Annotated in this window: 22 protein-coding genes and 1 tRNA gene; 11 read left to right on the top strand and 12 right to left on the bottom strand. The window is 62.3% G+C overall.

What is annotated here, in order from left to right; genetic code table 11:
* Positions 1–279: 279 nt before the first annotated feature.
* Positions 280–1,692, top strand: coding sequence for an L-serine ammonia-lyase (locus RBB16_RS16110; protein WP_306047133.1), 1,413 nt, complete (start codon positions 280–282; stop codon positions 1,690–1,692).
* A gap of 10 nt (positions 1,693–1,702) precedes the next feature.
* On the opposite strand, the gene RBB16_RS16105 is transcribed toward RBB16_RS16110, so the two are convergent.
* Entirely contained in the window at positions 1,703–2,896 is a 1,194-nt protein-coding gene (locus RBB16_RS16105) for a GSCFA domain-containing protein (protein ID WP_306047132.1), read from the bottom strand.
* A 105-nt stretch (positions 2,897–3,001) separates the two neighbouring features.
* Entirely contained in the window at positions 3,002–4,036 is a 1,035-nt protein-coding gene (locus RBB16_RS16100; protein ID WP_306047131.1) for a LacI family DNA-binding transcriptional regulator, read from the bottom strand.
* Positions 4,037–4,177: 141 nt separating this feature from the next.
* Between RBB16_RS16100 and RBB16_RS16095 the strand changes: the two genes are divergently transcribed.
* Positions 4,178–4,254: transfer RNA gene (locus RBB16_RS16095), tRNA-Arg, on the top strand.
* Between the two features lie 2 nt (positions 4,255–4,256).
* Here RBB16_RS16095 and RBB16_RS16090 read toward each other — a convergent pair.
* Positions 4,257–5,441: a cupin domain-containing protein gene (locus RBB16_RS16090; protein ID WP_306047130.1), complete on the bottom strand. Its 1,185-nt coding sequence runs from the start codon at positions 5,439–5,441 to the stop codon at positions 4,257–4,259.
* A gap of 174 nt (positions 5,442–5,615) precedes the next feature.
* Here RBB16_RS16090 and RBB16_RS16085 point away from each other — a divergent pair, with 174 nt between their 5' ends.
* A complete protein-coding gene (locus RBB16_RS16085; RefSeq protein ID WP_306047129.1) occupies positions 5,616–5,894 on the top strand; it encodes a hypothetical protein in 279 nt (92 codons plus the stop codon).
* An 82-nt stretch (positions 5,895–5,976) separates the two neighbouring features.
* The gene (locus RBB16_RS16080; RefSeq protein ID WP_306047128.1) at positions 5,977–6,249 is read left to right on the top strand and encodes a hypothetical protein; all 273 of its coding nucleotides are present in this window, start codon (positions 5,977–5,979) and stop codon (positions 6,247–6,249) included.
* Positions 6,250–6,261: 12 nt separating this feature from the next.
* Here the strand turns inward: RBB16_RS16080 and RBB16_RS16075 are convergent, their stop codons facing one another.
* Together RBB16_RS16075 and RBB16_RS16070 are read right to left on the bottom strand one after the other, a co-directional pair.
* Positions 6,262–6,966, bottom strand: a complete 705-nt coding sequence (locus tag RBB16_RS16075; RefSeq protein ID WP_306047127.1) for a hypothetical protein — start codon at positions 6,964–6,966, stop codon at positions 6,262–6,264.
* Entirely contained in the window at positions 6,938–7,216 is a 279-nt protein-coding gene (locus RBB16_RS16070; protein ID WP_306047126.1) for a hypothetical protein, read from the bottom strand. Before RBB16_RS16070 ends, RBB16_RS16075 begins: the two co-directional genes overlap by 29 nt.
* 187 nt (positions 7,217–7,403) lie before the next feature.
* Between RBB16_RS16070 and RBB16_RS16065 the strand changes: the two genes are divergently transcribed.
* The 4 genes from RBB16_RS16065 to RBB16_RS16050 all read left to right on the top strand — a co-directional run bounded on the left by RBB16_RS16065 (position 7,404) and on the right by RBB16_RS16050 (position 10,637).
* The gene (locus tag RBB16_RS16065) at positions 7,404–7,874 is read left to right on the top strand and encodes a hypothetical protein (RefSeq protein ID WP_306047125.1); all 471 of its coding nucleotides are present in this window, start codon (positions 7,404–7,406) and stop codon (positions 7,872–7,874) included.
* A gap of 86 nt (positions 7,875–7,960) precedes the next feature.
* Positions 7,961–8,596, top strand: a complete 636-nt coding sequence (locus RBB16_RS16060) for a ribonuclease HII (protein ID WP_306047124.1) — start codon at positions 7,961–7,963, stop codon at positions 8,594–8,596.
* A gap of 90 nt (positions 8,597–8,686) precedes the next feature.
* The gene (locus RBB16_RS16055; RefSeq protein ID WP_306047123.1) at positions 8,687–9,790 is read left to right on the top strand and encodes a site-specific DNA-methyltransferase; all 1,104 of its coding nucleotides are present in this window, start codon (positions 8,687–8,689) and stop codon (positions 9,788–9,790) included.
* A gap of 178 nt (positions 9,791–9,968) precedes the next feature.
* Complete coding sequence (locus RBB16_RS16050) at positions 9,969–10,637, top strand: cupin domain-containing protein (protein ID WP_306047122.1); 669 nt, start codon at positions 9,969–9,971, stop codon at positions 10,635–10,637.
* 180 nt (positions 10,638–10,817) lie between these two features.
* On the opposite strand, the gene RBB16_RS16045 is transcribed toward RBB16_RS16050, so the two are convergent.
* Both RBB16_RS16045 and mutY read right to left on the bottom strand, forming a co-directional pair.
* The gene (locus RBB16_RS16045; protein ID WP_306047121.1) at positions 10,818–11,960 is read right to left on the bottom strand and encodes an alkane 1-monooxygenase; all 1,143 of its coding nucleotides are present in this window, start codon (positions 11,958–11,960) and stop codon (positions 10,818–10,820) included.
* A 91-nt stretch (positions 11,961–12,051) separates the two neighbouring features.
* Positions 12,052–13,110, bottom strand: a complete 1,059-nt coding sequence (gene mutY / locus RBB16_RS16040; protein WP_306047120.1) for an A/G-specific adenine glycosylase — start codon at positions 13,108–13,110, stop codon at positions 12,052–12,054.
* 80 nt (positions 13,111–13,190) lie between these two features.
* Here mutY and RBB16_RS16035 point away from each other — a divergent pair, with 80 nt between their 5' ends.
* The 3 genes from RBB16_RS16035 to RBB16_RS16025 are packed head-to-tail and all read left to right on the top strand — an operon-like array spanning position 13,191 to position 15,546.
* Positions 13,191–13,718, top strand: coding sequence for a DUF721 domain-containing protein (locus tag RBB16_RS16035; RefSeq protein WP_306047119.1), 528 nt, complete (start codon positions 13,191–13,193; stop codon positions 13,716–13,718).
* Between the two features lie 11 nt (positions 13,719–13,729).
* On the top strand, positions 13,730–14,443 hold the full coding sequence (locus RBB16_RS16030) for a DsbA family protein (protein WP_306047118.1): 714 nt from the start codon (positions 13,730–13,732) through the stop codon (positions 14,441–14,443).
* Positions 14,440–15,546 carry a CaiB/BaiF CoA-transferase family protein gene (locus RBB16_RS16025; protein WP_306047117.1) on the top strand — a complete coding sequence of 369 codons (1,107 nt, stop codon included), beginning with the start codon at positions 14,440–14,442 and terminating at the stop codon, positions 15,544–15,546. Before RBB16_RS16030 ends, RBB16_RS16025 begins: the two co-directional genes overlap by 4 nt.
* Here the strand turns inward: RBB16_RS16025 and lpxK are convergent.
* The 5 genes from lpxK to RBB16_RS16000 form a co-directional block, all read right to left on the bottom strand.
* Positions 15,543–16,526 (bottom strand): tetraacyldisaccharide 4'-kinase, encoded by a 984-nt coding sequence (gene lpxK / locus RBB16_RS16020; RefSeq protein ID WP_306047116.1) that lies wholly within the window; start codon positions 16,524–16,526, stop codon positions 15,543–15,545. The two genes, RBB16_RS16025 and lpxK, sit on opposite strands and share 4 nt — an antisense overlap.
* Positions 16,526–17,824 (bottom strand): 3-deoxy-D-manno-octulosonic acid transferase, encoded by a 1,299-nt coding sequence (locus tag RBB16_RS16015; protein ID WP_306047115.1) that lies wholly within the window; start codon positions 17,822–17,824, stop codon positions 16,526–16,528. Before RBB16_RS16015 ends, lpxK begins: the two co-directional genes overlap by 1 nt.
* A gap of 14 nt (positions 17,825–17,838) precedes the next feature.
* Entirely contained in the window at positions 17,839–18,084 is a 246-nt protein-coding gene (locus tag RBB16_RS16010) for a DUF4170 domain-containing protein (protein ID WP_127562649.1), read from the bottom strand.
* A gap of 175 nt (positions 18,085–18,259) precedes the next feature.
* Positions 18,260–19,804, bottom strand: a complete 1,545-nt coding sequence (locus tag RBB16_RS16005) for an alanine/glycine:cation symporter family protein (RefSeq protein WP_306047114.1) — start codon at positions 19,802–19,804, stop codon at positions 18,260–18,262.
* A 19-nt stretch (positions 19,805–19,823) separates the two neighbouring features.
* Positions 19,824–20,258: a universal stress protein gene (locus RBB16_RS16000; RefSeq protein ID WP_071691493.1), complete on the bottom strand. Its 435-nt coding sequence runs from the start codon at positions 20,256–20,258 to the stop codon at positions 19,824–19,826.
* Between the last annotated feature and the right edge of the window lie 111 nt (positions 20,259–20,369).

Genomic DNA, 20,369 nt, shown 5'->3' with positions numbered 1-20,369 from the left:
AAACGGCGCAAACGCAAACGTCGCACAAGGAAACGGATGCCAGACAGGACTCCTCTTCCAGTTCGGACTCGACTGAGAAATTCCCGTTCGGCAGGGAGACGCCCTTCCTGGACCCGGGCTGATCCCTCGCCAAACCTGCACGCTCCCCCGTCCCAAGGGGAGCGTGCTTTGTCATTGACGGGGACGTGCGTCGGTCGCATGGATCGCAATGTCGGTTTCCCCCGGCGTGATGCCCGCAAACAGGGTAAACAGGCGGCAATCCCAACAGGAAGCGGTTCCATGTTCCTCAGCGTTTTCGACATCTTCAAGATCGGTATCGGCCCGTCCTCGTCCCACACGATGGGGCCAATGACAGCGGCGGCGCAGTTCCTCGGACAGCTGCGCACCGGACTGCGGGAACCCGGCGCGGGCGATGTGGCGCGGGTCATGTGCTCTTTGCACGGGTCCTTGGCGTTTACCGGAAAGGGCCATGCGACGGACAGGGCCGTGATCCTGGGGCTTCTGGGGTTTCTTCCGGCCACGATCGACCCGGACAAGGCGGAAGTGGCGGAAGCGGCGCTGAAAGACAGCCACACCCTGACGCCGGAAGGTTTGCCCCCCCTGTCATTTGATCCGGAAAAGGACGTGGTGTTCGATTTCGGGCCGCCGCTGCCGGGCCATGCCAACGGGATGATCCTGCGGGGCTTCGATGCGGCCGGGAACCTCTATATGGAGGAAACCTATTACTCCATCGGCGGCGGTTTCGTGATGACCGCGGCAGAACTTGATCGCCACAAGCAGGGCGGGGCCGAGGAGTTCCATGCGGAGAAAGCCGCACACGGGTATCCCTATCCGTTCGGTTCGGCGGAGGAAATGCTGCGCATGGGGCAGATCTCGGGCAAATCCATTGCCGAGATGAAATGGGAAAACGAGGCCACACATGGTGGCCGCGCCGAGGTCAAAACGCGACTGGATGCGATCTGGTCAACTATGGACGCCTGTATCGACCGGGGACTCTCCCAGGAGGGGATCCTTCCCGGCGGGCTGAAGGTACGACGCCGGGCGAAGGCGATCCACGAACAGCTGCTCTCCGAGCGTGGCACGAACCTGGCGCAGCCGCACACTGTCAATGACTGGCTCAGCGTCTATGCCATGGCCGTCAACGAGGAGAACGCCGCTGGTGGCAAGGTCGTGACGTCGCCCACGAACGGAGCTGCCGGGGTCGTCCCGGCTGTCCTGCGCTACTACCGTGATCATTGCATCGGCGCCACCGAAGAGGGTCGGCGCACCTTCCTGATGACCGCTGCGGCGATAGGCGGCCTGATCAAGCATAATGCCTCGATCTCGGGCGCGGAGGTCGGCTGTCAGGGCGAGGTCGGGTCCGCCGCCGCGATGGCTGCTGCCGGGCTTTGCGCCGCTTTGGGCGGCACGAACGAGCAAATCGAGAACGCCGCCGAAATCGCGCTCGAACACCATCTGGGCATGACCTGCGACCCGGTCGCGGGCCTGGTACAGGTGCCCTGCATCGAACGCAACGGCCTGGGGGCGATCAAAGCTGTCTCCGCCGCTTCGCTGGCTTTGCGCGGCGACGGGCAGCATTTTATGCCCCTCGATAACTGTATCGAGGCTATGCGCCAGACCGGGATCGACATGAGCGAGAACTACAAGGAGACCAGCCGTGGCGGCCTTGCCGTGAATATTCCGGAATGCTGAGAACATCTGACTACTCCGCTGCCGTGGCTTCTGCCGCCTGAATCCGCTCTTCCTCTTCGATGTATCGAAGCAGCATTTCCTTCGCCGCCTCGTCCGTGACCTTGAAATCGCTGATCCGGTTGCGGTTGAGCATATGCCGCAGCTTGGGCAGGTTGCGGGCACCGAGCGCGCCGTCGAGCCTTTCGTTCAATTGCCCGGCGGCTGACTTGGCGCGGAGCCACTGGCGCAGGTATTCGTGATCGGTCGGGGCCCGTTCGCACCAGACGCGCTCGAAAGTCATCATGATGAAATCCTGTACGGATTTGTACAGATGGCGGCGATCTTCCTTGAAGGGGTAGTTGAAGATGTCGGCCACGATTTCGTAGGACGGCCAATAGAAGATATGCCCCTCGTCCTTGAATTCCCGCATCACCTCGTCGATGGCAACGCGCAGCACGGCCTTGGATACGCTGTTGGCGCTGATGCAGCTTTCATCGCGGAAGGTGGCGATCAGCGGAATGGGCGACAGGGTCAGGATGATCTTGGCATCCGGGCGATGCTTGCGGATCAGGCGGTAGATTTCCCTTAGGTTGTCGGCGTTTTCCTGGGCGGTCGAAACACGGAACTTGTGGCGTTCAGGGTCGTACTTGTCCTTCGGCAGGGTGCGCCAGAAGACACCTCCGGTCGGTTCGTCATACCAGACCTCGGACAGGCCAAGGGTCAGGATGAAGACGTCGGTTTCATTGAAGAGCCGCAGGGTTTCCTGACGCACCTCTTCATCATAGCCGAATTCTTCAGACTTGTAGCCATGCCACAGGGGCGCGTCGAAGCTCTTGGCCTCGAACGCCCATTCAAACTGCTGGCGGATGACGAAGGTGTTGACCATACCCTCGCCGCAGCTGACCACATAGGCGTTGCTTTCCTTGTTGCGGGTCAGCACGTTGTAATGACGAGAGGCCAGCCAGTCCGAGATATAGGCGGCGAAGCAGCTGCCGAAGGCCGTCACTTTCGTGGTTTCGTTGATGCAGGGGGCAGGCGGTTCCCAGCCTTTCAGCACGTAATCCAGAACAGCCGTTTCCGGCATCATCTGCATGGCCTTGGGCGGGCGGCTGCCCTTTGATCCCCGGAACCATGTCTGGTGAACACGTCCCTCTTTCGTGGATTCGTTGCCTGCCACACGATCTGCCGCCTTGGTCACCGCGGCCGGGTCCAATAGTTTGGTCATCTTGTACCTTCTGCTCGATCCGGGCTTTTGTGCCCGGTTTTCCTGAATCGTAGCAGAGATGACGAAAAAATGAATCCCCTTTTCTTGGAAGGGGTTCGGAATGTGTCAGACGGGGTCGCGCATGGTATCTCCGGGGTCGAAACCGGCATCCATGGTGATGATCTGGTCGCAGCTTTCACCGGCCACGCGCGCGGCGATGATCTGGGCCGCCGCGCGGCCGATCTCCAGCCTGCGGGTGTCCATCGTGGCCAGGCGCATCGGCAGACCGTCAAGGATTTCGACCGCGTTGAACCCGGCAAGCCCCAAATCCTGGGGAATGCGAATGCCCTTCTCAAGACAGTAAAGAAGCCCGCCCGCGCCGATCATGTCATTGGAATAGTAGAGGAAATCGAGGTCGGAGTGCCGCGTCAGCATCTCTTGCGTCATCTCGCGGCCTTTGCCCAGGCCCGAACCGCCGGAATAGAAGATGCGATCCACCAGATCGACTCCGGCCTCGTTCAGAACGGCTTCGAACCCTTCCAGCCGTTTCCGCGCCCGGTAATCCAGCGGCATCTTGGTGCCCATGAAGCCGATCCGCCGATAGCCGCGCAACAGGATCTCTTTTGCCATGCGCGCCCCGGCGGCGCGGTGGCTGATGCCGACCATCGCGTCGATCGGGTCGCCATCGGCATCCATGATCTCGACCACGGGAATGCCGGAATTGGCAAGCATGGCAACCGACGCCTCGGAATGCTCGATCCCGGCCACGATCATGCCCGAAGGCCGCCAGGACAGCATCTCGTAGATGACTTCCTCTTCGCGTTCCGGCTTGTAGTGGGTTGCCCCGAAGACCGGTTGCAAGGGCGTATCGTCCAGCACATCCGAGATCCCAGCCAAGACCTGCGGGAACACCATGTTGGACAGCGACGGGATGACCACGCCGACAAGATTGACGCGTGAAGAGGCCAGGGCCCCGGCGATCTTGTTGGGCACGTAGCCGAGCGATCGGGCTGCCTCCAGAACGCGTGCCCTTGTGGCCTGCGAAACGTCCCCCCGGTTGCGCAACACACGGCTGACCGTCATTTCCGACACGCGCGCGGCCTCGGCCACATCACGAAGGGTCAGTTGAGGTCGACCTGGGTCTTGGCTTCTGGGGGGCAAGGCGGCGGGCTCCGGTTGATTGCGATAACACGACTGTTACGCACTTCCGGGCGGCTTGTCCAAACCAGAACGTCGCAGACGGTTTTTTCACGGCCAAGCGCTTGCCAGCGCGGACGGAATTGGCCAGAACGGGCAAAGGTCGGCCCCGTGGCTCAACTGGATAGAGCAGCCCCCTCCTAAGGGGCAGGTTGCAGGTTCGAATCCTGCCGGGGTCACCAGATCACTCGATGAAATAAACCAGCCCTTCGCGCACCAATCGGCGCAGCAGGACGGTTTTGCCGGCATCATCCAGATCACCCGGCAGATCAGCCAGCGTAAAACTTGGGGTGGAGATCGCGTATTCCAACGGCTCGCGGGCATAGGCGGGCAGGGTGATGACGGTGCCTTGGCAGGACAGAGCAACGCTGTCGGGCTGGTCGCCCTTTGCGGGCACATCTGTCAGGCGGTAGATCAACGTCGGGCGGGCGCCCATCACGCTATTGGGGCCAAGCCCGTCAAGCCGCGCCATCTGGGCAAGTTGGCCATGCGCGCGGGGGAGGCGTGTGGCGATGAAATCTTCGCGGAACTCGTTCAGGACAGAGTCCAGCGTGGCACCTGACAGCTTGCCCAGAAGGGCCGCGAATTTGGCCTCGGCCCCGCTGCTGTCAAAGCCCTCATTGGCAAAGCCCGGCGGCAGTCCCTCGCGGAATTCGGCGTCACTCAGGGCCATTTTCCGCACCGCCTCGACCATCACATCCGCCCAGGACCGCATCATCAGCCCCGTCGTGATATGCAGGCTGGTCTGGTCGGTCGACACGGCATCATGGGTCAGCCCGCGGGGCACATAGACCATGTCGCCGGGTTCCAGAATGAAACTGTCGGTCATCTCGCCGATCGGGACGTCATGGGGGTTGAAGGCCTGTTCCTCCAGCGGCAGGTGAACGGGCGTGTCGTAGATGCGCCATTCCTTGGTGCCCTCGACCTGAAGCACCAGAACGTCATGGCCATCGTAGTGGGCTTTGAAGCCCTGACTGTTTGCCGGTGTCATGTAGATGTTTGTCTGCACGCGGGCGGAAAAGACCTTCTCCAGCTCCCGGCAGAACATGGCCAGCTTCGGCAGCCGTTCCTGAAGGTTCGACATGATGATCGTCGCGCCCTCGGCGAAGAGCTGGTTCACAGCAACCGGGTCGATGAAGCCGCTGTCATAGGCGAAATCGGTGGCCGAAATCTCCCGATCCGCCTGGACAACGTTCACTTCGGGCACGGACAGGCCGAGCGTTGAGACCGCCCAGTCAATATCGGCGCTCGTCAGCAGGCTGGAATAGTAATCCGCCTGCCCCCTGCGAATGACCAGATGCTTCTTTTCAAACGACTGTTCGAAAAACTCCTGCGGGGTGACCGGCGCGATGGCCTTGTCGAAACTCATGGACATCTGTCCGCTCTCCCATCTGCTGACTGGAGCGTCAGCTCTGCATCGTGCCGGAGGGGCCGCAACCGGCGTGAATTGGCCGATGGACGGAGGCGGGCATTGACGGGCTTACCTGTTGTCCATATAGTTCGTGTGAGTATTACACATGATTTGGCAGCAAGGAAGGCCACCATGTCTAAAAAAGATAAGACCGGCCAAAAGACGCTGACCGACAGCGATATTTCAACCGCGCGTCCGGCCCGGCGGGCCGTGCTTGGCCTGATGGCAGCGGGTGGCGTCGTGGCGCTGACCCCGACAACTGCACAGGCCAGCGACGTGGACAACGGAAACTGGACCGACAGCGGGTCCTGCCCTCGTGGCGGTGGTGGGGCCTATACCGGCTACACCGACAGCGACAATGGCCGCATCACGGATCGTGGCGGATATGGGCGCGGTGCGCCTTACTGCTGATATCGGCGCAACATCTGATATAGTTCACAGCGGGTCCTTCGGGGCCCGTGCATTCATCAGACCAAAGGATTGGACCGCCAATATGACCGACAAATCCGACAAGACCCTGACGGATAGCGATATTCAGGTGGGCCGCAGCGGACGGCGGCGGTTCCTTGGGCTGGCTGCTGCCGGTGGCACGGTGGCGATTCTACCGGGTCAGGCGCAGGCCGCTGATGGCGATACCGGATCGTGGAACGATGGCAACGCCTGCCCGCGTGGGCCGGGCGGCACCCGCACCGGCTATACCGACAGCGACAATGGCAGCATCTCGGACAGGTCCGGCTATGGTCGCGGGCGGCCCAACAATTGCTAGGCCGGACCCCGGTCAGATCATCTTGATCACGTCCTTGTCGATCGCCAGCATATAGCCCCGGCGGGCGATGTTCTTGACCAGCAATTCGCTGACCATCTGATTGCCAAGCGTATCGCGCAGGCGTTTGATTCGCGTGGCGCCTGCGGCCTCTTCGCAATCCGATGCCGGTTTTCCCGACACCATTGATTCGATTTCCGCCCCCGACAGTACGTCGTCATCCATCCGCGCCTCGGCCAGGACCGACAGGGTTTCCATGGCGGCGGCGGTCAGCTTGAATTCCATGTTGTTGAGGTAGACGACACCCTCTTCGCGGCTCACGACCAGCGAAGACACCTGAATGCCCGAGCGTTCAATCTCATGCATCCGGCGGTTCAGGGTGATGATGGTCACAAGGAAGACCAGGCAGGCGATCAGCAGCGCCGTGGCGAAGACGATCAGCACGAAGATGATCGCCCGGTAGCTGGCCAGAACCTTGGAAAAGGTGGTGCCGGATTGCGCCAGAATCTCAAGGATTCTGATGGATTCCGTGGTGGTCAACGCATCGTTGACGACGAAGATCTCCTCCACCGCGTCGTTGAACGCACCTGCATCGGGCAGGTAGGAGAACAGCAAAAACGCCGCCACCGCGAGGATGGCGACGACTGCCACGATCCCGAGCTGTACGACCCGGGTACCGGTGATCCGCGACTCAGAAGCGGAGGTAGTATTGTCCTGCACGGTCTCTCCTCGAATCGAGGCCGGTCTCGTCGAAGACCGACATAACTTCCAGGAGCTGCCAGCCGCCCGTCAGGCGACCTGCGATGTTGGACGCAGCTGCGCCGACAGAGCAGGCAGAATCCGGCAACTCGATCACACCGTAATGCAGGCGGAGCGGGTTATCCATCTTTGCCTTGTAATCGGCGAAGCAAGTTGCGTTGGCCGTAGTGGCGAGGCCCATCAGGGCGAGGGAAAGAAGAAGCTGTTTCATGAGGTTGAGTTAGTGTCAGATGGCCCTGTCATTCAATATCAGACGCCCAAAAACAGCCTGTTATCCGATATCGCGGGGCTGATATTGCCTGTCTGACCGGGTCGGAGGGATTTTGGACGCACCAGCCGCGCACGCACGCGGTGTTTCATGACGTGCCCCCAACACTCATCTACCCGGAGACCAACCCATGTTTAGATCCCTTCCCAAATCCCTTGCCGCCGTGGGGCTGGCCGTGACCGTCGCCCTGACGGGCACCTTCGCCAGCACCACCGAAGCCCGCGCCGACCGCGATGACCTGCGCACCTTTCTGGGTGCCGCTGCCGGTATCGTGATTCTCGGCAACATCCTGAATGACCGTCACAACCGTACCCACCATTATGCGCCCGCGCCGGTCACGCGCTACGTTGCCCCGCCCTCCACGCATTATGTGGTGCCGCAGGTGATCGTGCCGAACCTCGTGGCCCCAAGGTCCTGCCACCGCCGTTTCGAGGGTCCGAATGTCGATATGCGCGCTTTCGGTGCCCATTGTTTGCAGCAGCACGTGCCCCACTATGCAGCCCTGCCCGGCAGCTGCCGCGAACGCATCTTCACCTATCAGGGCTGGCGCGATGTCTATGATGCGCAATGCCTTTACCGCCATGGCTGGGTTCGGTCGTAACGGCTGACCAGCTTTCGTCGAGCAGTGCGACGGAAGGCGGCGGGGCTTTGGCCCCGTCGCCTTTTTGTTGTGTCTGCAGTTCTGCCATGGTTTCTGGCCGCATGGCAGAGGGACCGGATTTCAGTTTCGAGACACAGATCGGCGGCCGCGTGGCCGGCGTGGACGAGGTGGGGCGGGGCCCGCTGGCCGGGCCAGTGACTGCCGCCGCCGTGGTGCTGGACCCTGCCGCGATCCCCGAGGGGCTGAACGATTCCAAGAAGCTGACCGCCCGCAAGCGCACGGCGCTGCTGGAAACGTTGCTGGCCAGTGCCGAGGTGTCTCTCGGATGGGCCAGTGTCGAGGAGATCGACACGCTCAACATCCGCAATGCCACCTTTCTTGCCATGACCCGCGCCCTGGCCGGACTTGCCCCCGTCGATCACGCGCTTGTGGATGGCAACGCCTTGCCGCCCGATCTGCCCTGTCCCGCCACCACGATCATCAAGGGCGACGGGCGCAGCCTGTCGATTGCGGCGGCTTCAATTGCGGCAAAAGTGGGGCGAGATGCGCACATGATGGCGCTTTCAAGGCAATTTCCGGGCTATGGTTGGGAGAGGAACGCAGGCTACCCCACAGCCGACCACAAACAGGCGCTTCTAGATTTGGGGGTGACCCCTCACCATAGACGCAGCTTCAAGCCCGTCCACAATATCTTGTATCAAGAAAAATCTATAACCTCCTGATTCAAAAAAGAAATTGACGGCGAATCACCTTTGACTCATCCTTGGGGCACAAAATGAGTGCCCGAAAGAGGCGCCAAGTCAGAGGCAGTAATGACCAAGAAAACGCAAGACACGGGGGCGTCCGCGCTTCCGCTGAACACCATATTGTCCGGGGACTGCATCGATGTGATGAACAGTCTGCCCGAAGCGTCCGTCGATCTGATCTTCGCGGACCCGCCCTATAACCTGCAGCTCAAAGGTAACCTGCACCGTCCCGACAATTCCATGGTGGATGCCGTCGACGATCACTGGGACCAGTTTGACAGTTTCGCCGTCTATGACCGCTTCACCAAGGAATGGCTGAAGGCGGCGCAGCGGTTGTTGAAACCCAATGGTGCGATCTGGGTCATCGGCAGCTATCACAACATTTTCCGCGTGGGGGCAGAGCTTCAGAACCAGGGCTACTGGATTCTCAATGACGTGGTCTGGCGCAAGTCGAACCCGATGCCGAACTTTCGCGGCAAGCGCCTCACCAACGCCCATGAAACGATGATCTGGGCGTCGAAATCCGAGGGCGCGAAATACACCTTCAACTACGAGGCGCTGAAATCCCTGAACGAAGGTGTGCAGATGCGATCGGACTGGGTTCTGCCGATCTGCAACGGGCATGAGCGTTTGAAGGATGAAAAGGGCGACAAGGCCCATCCGACGCAGAAGCCCGAAAGCCTGCTGCACCGCATTCTGGTCGCCACGACCAATCCCGGCGACGTCGTGCTCGACCCGTTCTTCGGCACCGGCACCACTGGTGCGGTCGCCAAGAAACTGGGCCGCGACTATATCGGGATCGAGCGTGAAGCGGCCTATCGTGACGTAGCCGAGAAACGCCTGAAGTCCATCCGCCGGTTCGACCGGTCTTCGCTGGAGGTCACCACCTCCAAACGGGCCGAGCCGCGTATCCCCTTTGGGCAGCTCGTCGAACGTGGGTTGCTGAACCCCGGCGAAGAGCTGGTCAGCCCGCGGGGCAAGGTCGCCAAGATCCGCGCCGATGGAACGCTTGTGGTGTCCAACACCAAGGGTTCTATCCATCAGGTCGGGGCCAAGCTGGAAGGCGCACCGTCCTGCAATGGCTGGACCTACTGGCATTTCCGGCGTGAAGGCAAAACCGTGCCGATCGATATCCTGCGCCAGCAGGTCCGGTCGGAACTCAGCGGCTGAGAACACCAAGAAATTACCGCCCGTGCCTGTGGTCTGAAAGGTCGCGGCACGACACCTATCCCCGCCCGCGGCAACGCGTTGGCGGGGCTTTTTCGTTTCCCCCGAGTGGATATGTGGATGATATCGCCTTAGATGCAGCAACAGCGCGACAAGCCGACCGATCACAGGGAGACCGCCCATGAAACTCAACGCCGACTTCTCCAAACGCGTCGTCATCCGGCCCGAGGATTACGATTGGGTCGATTCCCCCGCATCGGGCGTGCAGCGGATGATGCTGGACCGGATCGGGGAAGAGGTCGCCCGCGCAACGACCATCGTGCGCTTTGCCCCCAACAGCCAGTTCGATCCCCATACCCATGGCGGAGGAGAGGAGTTTCTGGTGCTGGAGGGCGTCTTCTCGGACGAACACGGCGACTACCCGGCGGGCAGTTATGTGCGCAATCCGATCGGCACTGCGCACCGCCCGCATATCGGGCCGGAAGGCTGCACGACTCTGGTAAAGCTGTGCCAGTTTTCCGAAACGGATACCGAACAGAAGGCCATCGACACGCGCAATGCAGCATTCCAGCCAGGCTCGCGACCCGGCCTGACGGTCCTGCCGCTGCATTCGCATGAGGCGGAGAATGTGGCGCTCGTCAGATGGGCGCCGGGAACCCGCTTTGCCGATCACGCCCATTGGGGCGGGGAAGAGATCTTCGTGATCGAAGGCACCTTTCAGGACGAGCATGGCGACTATCCCGCCGGCACCTGGATCCGCAGCCCGCACCTGTCGCGTCACAACCCGTGGTCGGACGAGGGCTGCCTGATCTATGTGAAGACCGGGCACCTGCCGGAGATGGCGGCCTAGGTCGATCCACTAGGGAGTTTGACAGGCTAGGTCAGCCTAGGGTCTTGTTGGATTCATCGTTCTGTGGAGAAAACCAATGGTTAAAGTGCCTTGCAACATGTGTGGTGGACGCGGCGTCGTTCAGCCTGGAACACAACCGATGACCTGTCCAAGATGCGGTGGATCCGGACTGAACGATGTCTAGGCAGCCCCGCGCGGCATGGGCGTTTCGCCTTTGTTATAGGCCCGCCAATCGGTGATCTCGGGGTAGTACATCTGCCGCCAGCGGCGCACGCGCGGGTTCATGTGCCTGCGCCAGAGCGGCGGGAACAGCGCGAATAGGGTCATGGCCGGGTAACCAAGTGGCAGTTGTGGTGCCTCGGCCTCGGAATAGGTCTGCAACAGCGGGAAGCGGCGGCTCGGTTTGTAGTGATGGTCCGAATGGCGTTGCAGGTTGATCAGCAGCCAGTTCGACACGCGATGCGAGGCATTCCAGCTGTGGCGCGGCTGGACATGTTCGTATTTGCCATTGCCAAGGTGCTTTCGGGTCAGCCCGTAATGTTCGATGTAGTTGGTCAGCTCCAATAGCGACACGGCGATGAAGGCTGCGAACAGGAACAGGCCAAGCCCGGCCCATCCGCCGACGATCAGCACCAGCAGGATCATCGCCCCCTGCAAGGCCCAATAGCGCCAGAACGGGTTGGCCGCGTCATGCCAGGGCCGCCCCTTTCGCGCCAACATCGCCTTCTCGGCGCGGAAGGCGGATTTCGGGCAGTCACGCAGCACCCGCCAGAAAAACCGGTGGAAGCCCTCGTTATAGCGCGCCGTCACCGGATCGCGCGGGGTGCCCACATGGATGTGATGAACCAGCAGATGTTCGCTGCGGAAATGGCTGTAGAGGACCGAGGCCATCAGCAAATCGCCCAACCAGCGTTCGAGGTTGTTTCTCTGATGCATCAGCTCATGCGCATAGACGATGCCGATGCCGCCTGACATGACGCCGACACCATAGAACAGCAGCAGCTTCTCCCATGTCGCCAGATGGTCCGTGTGGGTCGCGTACCAGATCAGCGACAGGACGGTGACGAATTGGACCGGGAACCAGATAAGCGTGACCAGCCGATACCAGAACAGCCCGTCTTCGGGTGTATCGGGATCTGGGTTCTCCTGATTGAGACCGGAGATGGCATCCAGAAGCGTCGTCAGCCCGATGGCGTAGAGCGGCAGCAGCAGCAGCGCCAGCCCCCCGGCCCAGGCCCCGAACACCGCCAGCGGCACCAGCAGGACCGACATCCAGAAGGGCAGGGCGTTTTGCAGTTTGGCAACCTGAGAGGCGGGGATCATCGCGGGGGCCTTTGTGACAGAGCGTCGGGAACTGGTGACACGGATTGCTGAAAACGAGTTGAACGCAGTCTTGCGCAAGCGGCAGCGTATCTCAATCCTCTGGCCACGCACCTTGCGCAAGGTCAAAGGCCTTGCGCATCACCGTGGGCAGGTTGGCGGGGCGGAAGGCATCGCGTGGTAGGAAACTGCCCCGGTCGGGTTCGGCGCCGCTTACCGTGGTCAGCCGCAGCGACAGGCGCAGGTGGAAATGGGTGAATGTGTGGCGCACCTCCAACCCCGGATCGTGCCAATCGGCCTTTATAGGAGGCGCTTCCCGTTGGGCGTCCTCGGTCCACTCGGTGCCGGGCCAGCCGAGCATCCCGCCAAGCAACCCTTTGTCCGGCCGGGTCTCCAGCAGCCAAGCGCCATCGCTGCGGCGGGCCAAGTATGCAATACCGAACCGGGTCGGCTTTGCCTTCTTTGGGGACTTTCGCGGCAGATCGGCGGCCATACCCTCGGCGCGCGCCCGGCATGGATCGCGCAGGGGGCAGATGCCGCAGGCAGGATTGCGGGGCGTGCAGATCGTCGCGCCAAGGTCCATCACCGCCTGCGCATGGTCGCCGGGGCGCAGCGCCGGAGTCAGCCGTGTCGCATGTGCTTTCAGGACCGGTTTCACCTCTGGCAGCGGCGTTGTTTCCGCGAAGAGGCGCGACATCACCCGTTCCACATTGCCATCCATCACCGGTGCGGGCCGGTCGAAGGCGATGGAGGCGATGGCGGCGGCAGTATAGGGGCCGATGCCGGGCAGGGTCAGCAGACCCTCCTCCGTGTCGGGAAACACGCCGCCATGCTGATCCGCCACCACGCGGGCGCATTTCAGCAGGTTCCGCGCGCGGGCGTAGTAGCCAAGCCCGGCCCATTCGCCCATGACCTCGGCATCCTCTTCCGCCGCCAGCGCCCCTACTGACGGCCAACGGGTCGTGAACCGGCGAAAATAATCCTTCACGGCGGCCACGGTCGTCTGTTGCAGCATGACCTCTGACAGCCAGACCGCATAGGGATCGGGCAGCACACCCGCCGCACGATCCGAGGGCGCAACCCGCCACGGCAACACGCGCGCGTGCCGGTCATACCAGTCCAGCAGGACGGCGCTGTAATCCTCGTCACGCAAGTTTTATCTCTCCGCCCGTTGCTGCCCCATTGGTTCCCTCGCCTGGGAAGGATAGATTGACAGGGATGAAAGGAAACCCGATGCCCGCAGCCCGGCCCAAAATGCCGCCCAAGCCGCCCCGCCGCAAGCGCGGGTTCGAGGCCGCGTCCAAACTGGTCGCCGGTCATCTGCGCGGGCCGCTGGAAAAGCGCGGGTTTTCCGAGGCCAAGCTGATCACCCATTGGCCCGAGATCGTGGGCGAGGAAATCGCCGCCAGCGCCATGCCGGTCAAGATCCGCCACGCCCATGGCGGGATCGGTACGACGCTGGTTTTGCTGACCACCGGGGGCCATGCGCCGCTGCTGGAAATGCAGAAGGACGCAATCCGCCAGAAGGTCAATGCCTGCTACGGCTACAACGCCGTCAGCAAGGTGCAAATCACCCAGACCGCGCCGACCGGCTTTGCCGAGGGGCAGGTTCAGTTCACCGCCCGGCCCAAGCCGAAACCGACACCGAGCCCCGAGATCATGCAGGCCGCCGAAGCTGCCGCCGCCTCGATTCACGACGAACGTCTGAAAGAGGCGCTTGAACGTCTGGCCCGTAACGTTTTAACCAAGAACAGCCATTGAGGAGAGCATTCATGTCCCGCACCCTTATTCTGTCCGCCCTGTCCGCTGCGATGGTGGCATTGGGCGGGTATCTTTACCTGACCGCCTCGCAGTCGGTGAACCAGACCCTCAGCCAGCCGCTGATGGCCGCCAGCGCGCAAGAGGCAGGCAGCACAGATACCGCCCCCGCCGATTCGGTCGAGGAGGCCGCCGCTGAAGTGATCGAGATGGTGATGGGCGATGAGGATGCGCCGATCACGGTGATCGAATACGCCTCTTTCACCTGCCCGCACTGCGCCCGCTTTCACGAAGAAGTCTACCATGACCTCGTGACGAACTATGTCGAAACGGGCCATATCCGCTTCATCATGCGCGAGGTGTATTTCGACCGCTATGGCCTGTGGGCCGGTATGGTCGCCCGCTGTGGTGGCCCGCTGCGCTATTTCGGTATCTCCGAGATGATCATGGAAGAGCAGCGCGAATGGGTTCAGGGCGAACCGGCCGAGGTTGCCGCCAACCTGCGCCGTCTCGGTCTGCGCGCGGGCCTGTCCAACGAGGCGCTGGACGCCTGCCTGACCAATAACGACATGGCGCAGGCCATGGTGACCCTGTCGCAGGAACAGGCGGAAGCCGATGAGGTTCAGGGCACCCCAAGCTTCGTGATCAACGGCGAGACGTATTCCAACATGAGCTACGCGGCCTTTTCCGAAGTGCTTGACGGGCTGCTGGCCGAAATCGAGGGATGAGCACGCCGCTTGAAGGGCTCAAGGTATTAGAGCTTGCACGGATTCTGGCCGGCCCCTGGGCCGGTCAGACTTTGTCGGATCTTGGGGCCGAAGTGACCAAGGTCGAAAGCCCCGCGGGCGATGATACCCGTCAGTGGGGCCCGCCCTTCATCGAGCGGGATGGCGACAGAACAGCCGCCTATTTCCATTCCTGCAACCGGGGAAAGCGGACGGTCACCGCCGATTTTCGCACGCCCGAGGGTCAGGAACTGGTCCGCAAGCTGGCCGCCGAGTCCGACATCCTGATCGAGAATTTCAAGCTCGGCGGGTTGAAGAAATACGGGCTGGACTATGACAGCCTGTCGCAGATTAATCCCCGCCTGATCTATTGTTCCATCACCGGGTTCGGGCAGACCGGCCCCTATGCGCACCGCGCGGGCTATGACTACATCATTCAGGGCATGTCCGGGCTGATGTCGATCACAGGCGACCCGGATGGCCAACCGCAGCGCGTGGGCGTGGCGGTCACCGATCTTTTCACCGGGCTCTATTCCGTCAACGGCATCCTTGCCGCGCTGTATCAGCGGGAGCGGACCGGGAAGGGCCAGCATATCGACATGGCGCTGCTGGATTGCGCCGTGTCGATCACGGCCAATCAGGCGATGAACTATCTGGCGACGGGTACGCCGCCGGGGCGGACGGGCAATTATCACCCGAACCTGACGCCCTATCAGGTCTTCGATTGCGCGGATGGGTTCATCATCATCGCAACTGGCAATGATGCCCAGTATCGGCGGCTTTGCGGCATTCTGGGTCTGGAAGAGATGGCCGAGGCGCCAGAGTTCCTGACCAATGCCGATCGCATCGCCAACCGTGAGACCATGATCGCCCGCCTGATGGCGCGCACCCGAGAGCGCAGCAAGGCCGACCTGCTGGCCGCCTGCGAGGCCGAGGGCGTGCCCGCCGGGCCGATCAACGACATGGCCGAGGTTTTTGCCGACCCGCAGGTTCAGGCGCGCGGGATGCGGATTGATCCCGAAGGCGTGCCGGGCGTGCGGTCGCCGTTCCGGTTCTCTGACGCGGAGCTTAAGCTGGACCGGGCTTCGCCCAAGCTTAGGACTTAGGCCAACAGCCGATCCAACGCTGCGTCCAATGGGTCCGGGTTGTCCAATCGCAGGCGGACCGGCAGGGTCAGCACCTTGCGGCGGAACCGGTCGGGCAGGCGGACGGCATCTTTTTCGGTGGTGACCAGTTGCGCGCCCAGGTTGAACGCATCCTGTTCCAGTCGTGACAGCAAGGCATCGGTCAAGGGCTGGTGATCTGACAGAGGTTCAGCGCGCCGAACATCTGCCCCCATGGATCGAAGCGTGGCGAAGAACTTGCCCGGGTGGCCGATGCCTGCAAAGGCAAGCACCGGCAACCCGTCGAAGGGCATGCCCGTGGGCAGCGGCTCCAACCTGCCGGTGACATGCGGCAGGTCGATTGCGCTGGCCCAGTCCTGACGGAACCTTTCCTGCGCCTTTGCGGGACCGATGGACAGAACCAGATCGGCACGGGCAAGCCCGGTCGCAACCGGTTCGCGCAAGGGGCCTGCGGGAATGACCTTGCCATTGCCGAAGCCGCGCGCGGCATCCACCACGATGATCGACAGGTCCTTGTGCAGGGCGGGGTTCTGAAACCCATCGTCCATCAAGATCACCTCGGCCCCGGCCTGAACGGCGGCATCCGCCCCGGCCGCGCGATCCTTTGCGACCCAGACCGGCAGGAAGGCGGCCAGCAGCAGGGGCTCATCGCCTACGTCCTCTGCCCTGTCTTTTGCTTCGTCCACGCGGTGCGGTCCTTCGACCGTTCCGCCGAATCCTCGACTGACCACATGGGCGGCAATGCCGCGCTGTGTCAGTCGCTCGGCCAGGGCAATCACGGTCGGAGTCTTGCCGGTGCCGCCCGCGTTCAGGTTGCCGACGCAGATCACCGGAACCCCCACGCGATGCGGGGTGCCCCTGCGCAACCGTCGGGCCGTGGCACCTGCATAGATCGCCCCGAGCGGTGACAGCAGCAGGCTCAGCAGCCCCGGTTTGTCATGCCAGAACCGTGGCGCCTGCATCAGTCCGCCGTCAGCCGCGGGGTGCGGTCCAGATGGTCCAACAGCATGTCGAGCGCCTTGTCGGTCACCTCTGCCCCGGCGGAACAGACCTCCCAAGCCGCATGGGCCATCTCGGCGGCACGATCGGGATTCAGCAGGTCGTTGACAGCTGCCGCCAGTGAATCCGGCGAGGACACCAGCCGCGAGGCCTTGGCTTCGGCCAATCGCTGAAAGATATCGACGAAATTGCTGACATAGGGCCCGTGCAGAATGACCGAGCCGAGCGCCGCGGGTTCAAACGGGTTATGTCCGCCAATGGGCTCCAGCGAGCCGCCGACAAAGCTGATCGGGGCAAGGCGATACCAAAGGCCAAGCTCACCGAGCGTATCGGCCAGATAGACGGCAATATCGGGGTCGGGTTGTTCCCCCGCGCTGCGGCGGGCGAAACTGAACCCCTGGGCTTCGATCAACGCGGCGACGTCGTCCCCCCGATGCGGGTGACGCGGGACCAGCACCAGCAGCAGCCGGGGATTGACCTTGAGGGCCTGTTTGTGGGCGTCGAGGATCTTCTGTTCCTCACCCTCATGGGTCGAGGCCGCCAGCCATGTGGGGCGTCCGTTCAGATGCCGGGCCAGCCTGGCGCGCACGGTCTCGTCGCAGGGCAGGGCGGCGGCCCCTTCCTTAAGCGTTCCGGTAACATGCAGCCGGTCGCCCGGCAGGCCGAGATGGCGCAGGTAAGAGGCGGTCAGATCGTCCTGAACATGCGCCTCGTCAAACTGTTCCAGCAGGCGGCGCACCATGCCCCGCAGAAACCGCCAGCGGTCGTGGCTGGTTTTCGACATGCGCGCATTGATGATCACCATGGGAATTGACCTGGCCTTGGTTTCCACGATCAGCGCGGGCCACAGCTCGCTTTCCGTCCAGACGGCCAGGTTAGGGCGCCAGTGATCGAGGAACCGGCGGACATAGGGCAGGGCATCGACCGGGATGAACTGATGAAAGGCCGCGGACGGCAGGCGCGCGGCCATCACTTGCGCCGAGGTCACCGTGCCGGTGGTCACAAGAAAATGCAGATCGGGTCGTTCCTCGGACATGCGGCGGATCAGTTCCAGCAGCGACAGGGATTCGCCCACGCTGGCGGCATGAAACCAGATCAGATCGCCCTCTGGCCGCTCCATCCCCGCAATGCCCCGGCGCTCGTCGATGCGGTCGGGGTCTTCCTTGCCGGCATCCAGCCGCGCGGACAGCTTCCTTTCGGCATAGCGCGAGGCGCGGGCCGAAAAGGCCATGTAGGCCGAAAGCGCAAGGGAAAACCGCATCTGTGGGGTGTCTTTCAGCCGTCGAGTTCTTCGGTCGGGGACGCTTCACGCTCTTCGTCGCGCAGGCGGTGAATATGGGCGATGTAGTAGCGCATATGGGCATTGTCCACGGTGCGCTGCGCCGCGTCCTTCCACGCGTCATAGGCGCTGGCGTAATCGGGGTACATGCCGACGATGTCGATGGCGTCGACATCCTTGAAGGCGCTTTTGGTCGGGTCGATCAACTCGCCGCCGAAGACGAGGTGCAGGCGTTGTGTCATGGGGGCCTCGGGGGTTGGTGCCACAGCTTGGCGGCACCCTAGGCATTTGCGGGCAGGGGTCAAGCCGGCCAGCCGTCGCGCCGCAATCACGCGGAAAACCCGCCAGCGGGTAGAACTGAAAACGCGCCCCCGATACCCCGGAGGCGCGCAGATCATGTCGTATGATGCGGGTCCGTTAGTGGAACTTGCGGATCTCGCCGGACTTCAGCCGCGACAGGTAGCTGTCCAGCTCGCGCTTGACGATCGGCATCAGCAGATACAGCGCGACGATGTTGACCACGGCCATGGCGAAGATCGCCGCATCCGAGAAGTCGATCACCGGGCCAAGGCTGGCCGCCGCGCCGATAACGACGAAGATGCAGAAGATCACCTTGAACACCAGCTCGGTCGTCTTGCCTTCGCCGAACAGGAAGGTCCAGGCCTTGAGGCCATAGTAGGACCAGCTGATCATGGTCGAGAAGGCAAACAGGATCACCGCGATGGCCAGCACATACTTGAACCAGCCAAAGGCAGAGGAGAAGGCCGCCGAGGTCAGCGCCACGCCCGAGTTGCCGTCAACGGTCTGGATCGCGCTGCCGCCTTCGTTCAGCAGGTAAAGCCCGGTTTCAGGGTCGGATACCAGCTGCCCGGTGATGATGATCACAAGCGCGGTCATGGTGCAGATGACGACAGTGTCGATGAAGGGTTCAAGCAGCGACACGAAGCCCTCGGTGATCGGCTCTTTCGTCCGAACCGCCGAGTGCGCGATCGCAGCGGAACCAACGCCCGCCTCGTTCGAGAACGCGGCCCGTTTGAAGCCCTGGATCAGTGCGCCGACCATGCCGCCCGCAACGCCAAGCCCGGTGAAGGCCCCTTCGAAGATCTGGCCAAAGGCCCAACCGATCATGTTGGCATTCATCAGCAGGATGACAACCGCGGTCACCACATACATCACGCCCATGATCGGCACGACTTTCTCGGTCACTTTCGCGATGGACTTGAGGCCACCGACGATCACAGCAAACACGATACCCGCGAAGATCACGCCGGTGATCCAGCCGGGATAGTCGCCAATGACGTTGGTCAACTGCGCATGGGCCTGGTTGGCCTGGAACATGTTGCCGCCGCCGAGCGCGCCGAGGATACAGAAGATCGAGAAGAGGATCGCCATGGCCTTGCCGCCGGGGATGCCACGCTCCGCGAAGCCCTTGGTCATGTAGTACATGGGGCCACCGGAAACGGTGCCGTCCGCGTATTCATTCCGGTACTTCACGCCGAGCGTACATTCGGTGAATTTCGACGCCATGCCCATGAGGCCCGCGAGGATCATCCAGAAGGTAGCCCCCGGACCACCAATGCCGATGGCGACGGCCACGCCTGCGATGTTGCCAAGGCCCACGGTGCCCGACAGCGCGGTGGCAAGGGCCTGAAAATGGCTGACTTCGCCCGCATCGTTAGGGTCGGAGTAGTCGCCTTTCACGAGGGCGATGGAATGCGGGAAGGCGCGGAACTGAATCAGCCCGAAATAGACAGTGAAGATGGTCGCTGCGATCACCAGCCAGGCCACGATCCAAGGGAAGGTCGTACCCGGGAAGGGGCTGAAGATGAAGTTGACGAACCAGCCGGTGGAATTCGCGAAAATCTCGTTCACGCGCTGGTCGATGGACTGGGCCATGGCGGGTGCGGATGCAGCCAGCCAGGCCGTCGCGGCGATTGCCGCGGCCTTGTAATGCGTTTTCATGACGTGTCCTGACTAAGGATTATGGAACAATGGTCACGGCGACCGGCGCGGCCTGCGCCAGGCTGCCCGCAACTGATCCGAACAGGCGGGACGACAGGCTGGAATGCCCGGTCCGGCCAATGACGATCTGGTCGGCACCTTCTTCCTTGGCGATGCTGATCAGCGTTTCGGCGATATGGCCATAGCGAAGGGCGGTGGAAACCGCGACGCCGCTGGCTTTCACGCTTTCCACCACGGGGGCCAGGATCGCCTTTTCAGCGCGTTCCAGCTCTTCCCCGCGCCGCTTGTGACGCTCTTCCAGCTCTGTCGGGGTCAGAAAGGAATAGGGTGACCATTCCAGGACATGGGCGATGAGAAGCTCACCCCCGTTTTTGCGGGCCGCTTCGACAGCGAAGGTCAGGGCCGCTCGGCCGCTTTCGCTGCCGTCGAACCCGACGACGATTTTTTGGGACATTCATGCCTCCCTTGGGTTGTTTTCGCCTCCTCCGAGACAATTCAAAGATACCATCGGTGGGGCAAAAAAGATTCCCATATTTCTTGCACAAGAAGATAATTTGCGAAAAAT

It is taken from the genome of Nioella sp. MMSF_3534, assembly GCF_030732985.1.
Lineage (GTDB): Bacteria > Pseudomonadota > Alphaproteobacteria > Rhodobacterales > Rhodobacteraceae > Nioella.
Note: the sequence above shows the minus strand (reverse complement) of the source record. Positions and strands in the feature narration are given on the sequence as shown.

What these genes read in the sequence shown, in the direction of transcription:
- RBB16_RS16110 (WP_306047133.1), top strand. Translation starts at nt 280, where the DNA reads ATGTTCCTCAGCGTTTTCGACATCTTCAAGATCGGTATCGGCCCGTCC.
- RBB16_RS16105 (WP_306047132.1), bottom strand. Translation starts at nt 2,896, where the DNA reads ATGACCAAACTATTGGACCCGGCCGCGGTGACCAAGGCGGCAGATCGT.
- RBB16_RS16090 (WP_306047130.1), bottom strand. Translation starts at nt 5,441, where the DNA reads ATGAGTTTCGACAAGGCCATCGCGCCGGTCACCCCGCAGGAGTTTTTC.
- RBB16_RS16085 (WP_306047129.1), top strand. Translation starts at nt 5,616, where the DNA reads ATGTCTAAAAAAGATAAGACCGGCCAAAAGACGCTGACCGACAGCGAT.
- RBB16_RS16080 (WP_306047128.1), top strand. Translation starts at nt 5,977, where the DNA reads ATGACCGACAAATCCGACAAGACCCTGACGGATAGCGATATTCAGGTG.
- RBB16_RS16070 (WP_306047126.1), bottom strand. Translation starts at nt 7,216, where the DNA reads ATGAAACAGCTTCTTCTTTCCCTCGCCCTGATGGGCCTCGCCACTACG.
- RBB16_RS16065 (WP_306047125.1), top strand. Translation starts at nt 7,404, where the DNA reads ATGTTTAGATCCCTTCCCAAATCCCTTGCCGCCGTGGGGCTGGCCGTG.
- RBB16_RS16060 (WP_306047124.1), top strand. Translation starts at nt 7,961, where the DNA reads ATGGTTTCTGGCCGCATGGCAGAGGGACCGGATTTCAGTTTCGAGACA.
- RBB16_RS16055 (WP_306047123.1), top strand. Translation starts at nt 8,687, where the DNA reads ATGACCAAGAAAACGCAAGACACGGGGGCGTCCGCGCTTCCGCTGAAC.
- RBB16_RS16050 (WP_306047122.1), top strand. Translation starts at nt 9,969, where the DNA reads ATGAAACTCAACGCCGACTTCTCCAAACGCGTCGTCATCCGGCCCGAG.
- RBB16_RS16045 (WP_306047121.1), bottom strand. Translation starts at nt 11,960, where the DNA reads ATGATCCCCGCCTCTCAGGTTGCCAAACTGCAAAACGCCCTGCCCTTC.
- RBB16_RS16035 (WP_306047119.1), top strand. Translation starts at nt 13,191, where the DNA reads ATGCCCGCAGCCCGGCCCAAAATGCCGCCCAAGCCGCCCCGCCGCAAG.
- RBB16_RS16030 (WP_306047118.1), top strand. Translation starts at nt 13,730, where the DNA reads ATGTCCCGCACCCTTATTCTGTCCGCCCTGTCCGCTGCGATGGTGGCA.
- RBB16_RS16025 (WP_306047117.1), top strand. Translation starts at nt 14,440, where the DNA reads ATGAGCACGCCGCTTGAAGGGCTCAAGGTATTAGAGCTTGCACGGATT.
- lpxK (WP_306047116.1), bottom strand. Translation starts at nt 16,526, where the DNA reads ATGCAGGCGCCACGGTTCTGGCATGACAAACCGGGGCTGCTGAGCCTG.
- RBB16_RS16015 (WP_306047115.1), bottom strand. Translation starts at nt 17,824, where the DNA reads ATGCGGTTTTCCCTTGCGCTTTCGGCCTACATGGCCTTTTCGGCCCGC.
- RBB16_RS16010 (WP_127562649.1), bottom strand. Translation starts at nt 18,084, where the DNA reads ATGACACAACGCCTGCACCTCGTCTTCGGCGGCGAGTTGATCGACCCG.
- RBB16_RS16005 (WP_306047114.1), bottom strand. Translation starts at nt 19,804, where the DNA reads ATGAAAACGCATTACAAGGCCGCGGCAATCGCCGCGACGGCCTGGCTG.
- RBB16_RS16000 (WP_071691493.1), bottom strand. Translation starts at nt 20,258, where the DNA reads ATGTCCCAAAAAATCGTCGTCGGGTTCGACGGCAGCGAAAGCGGCCGA.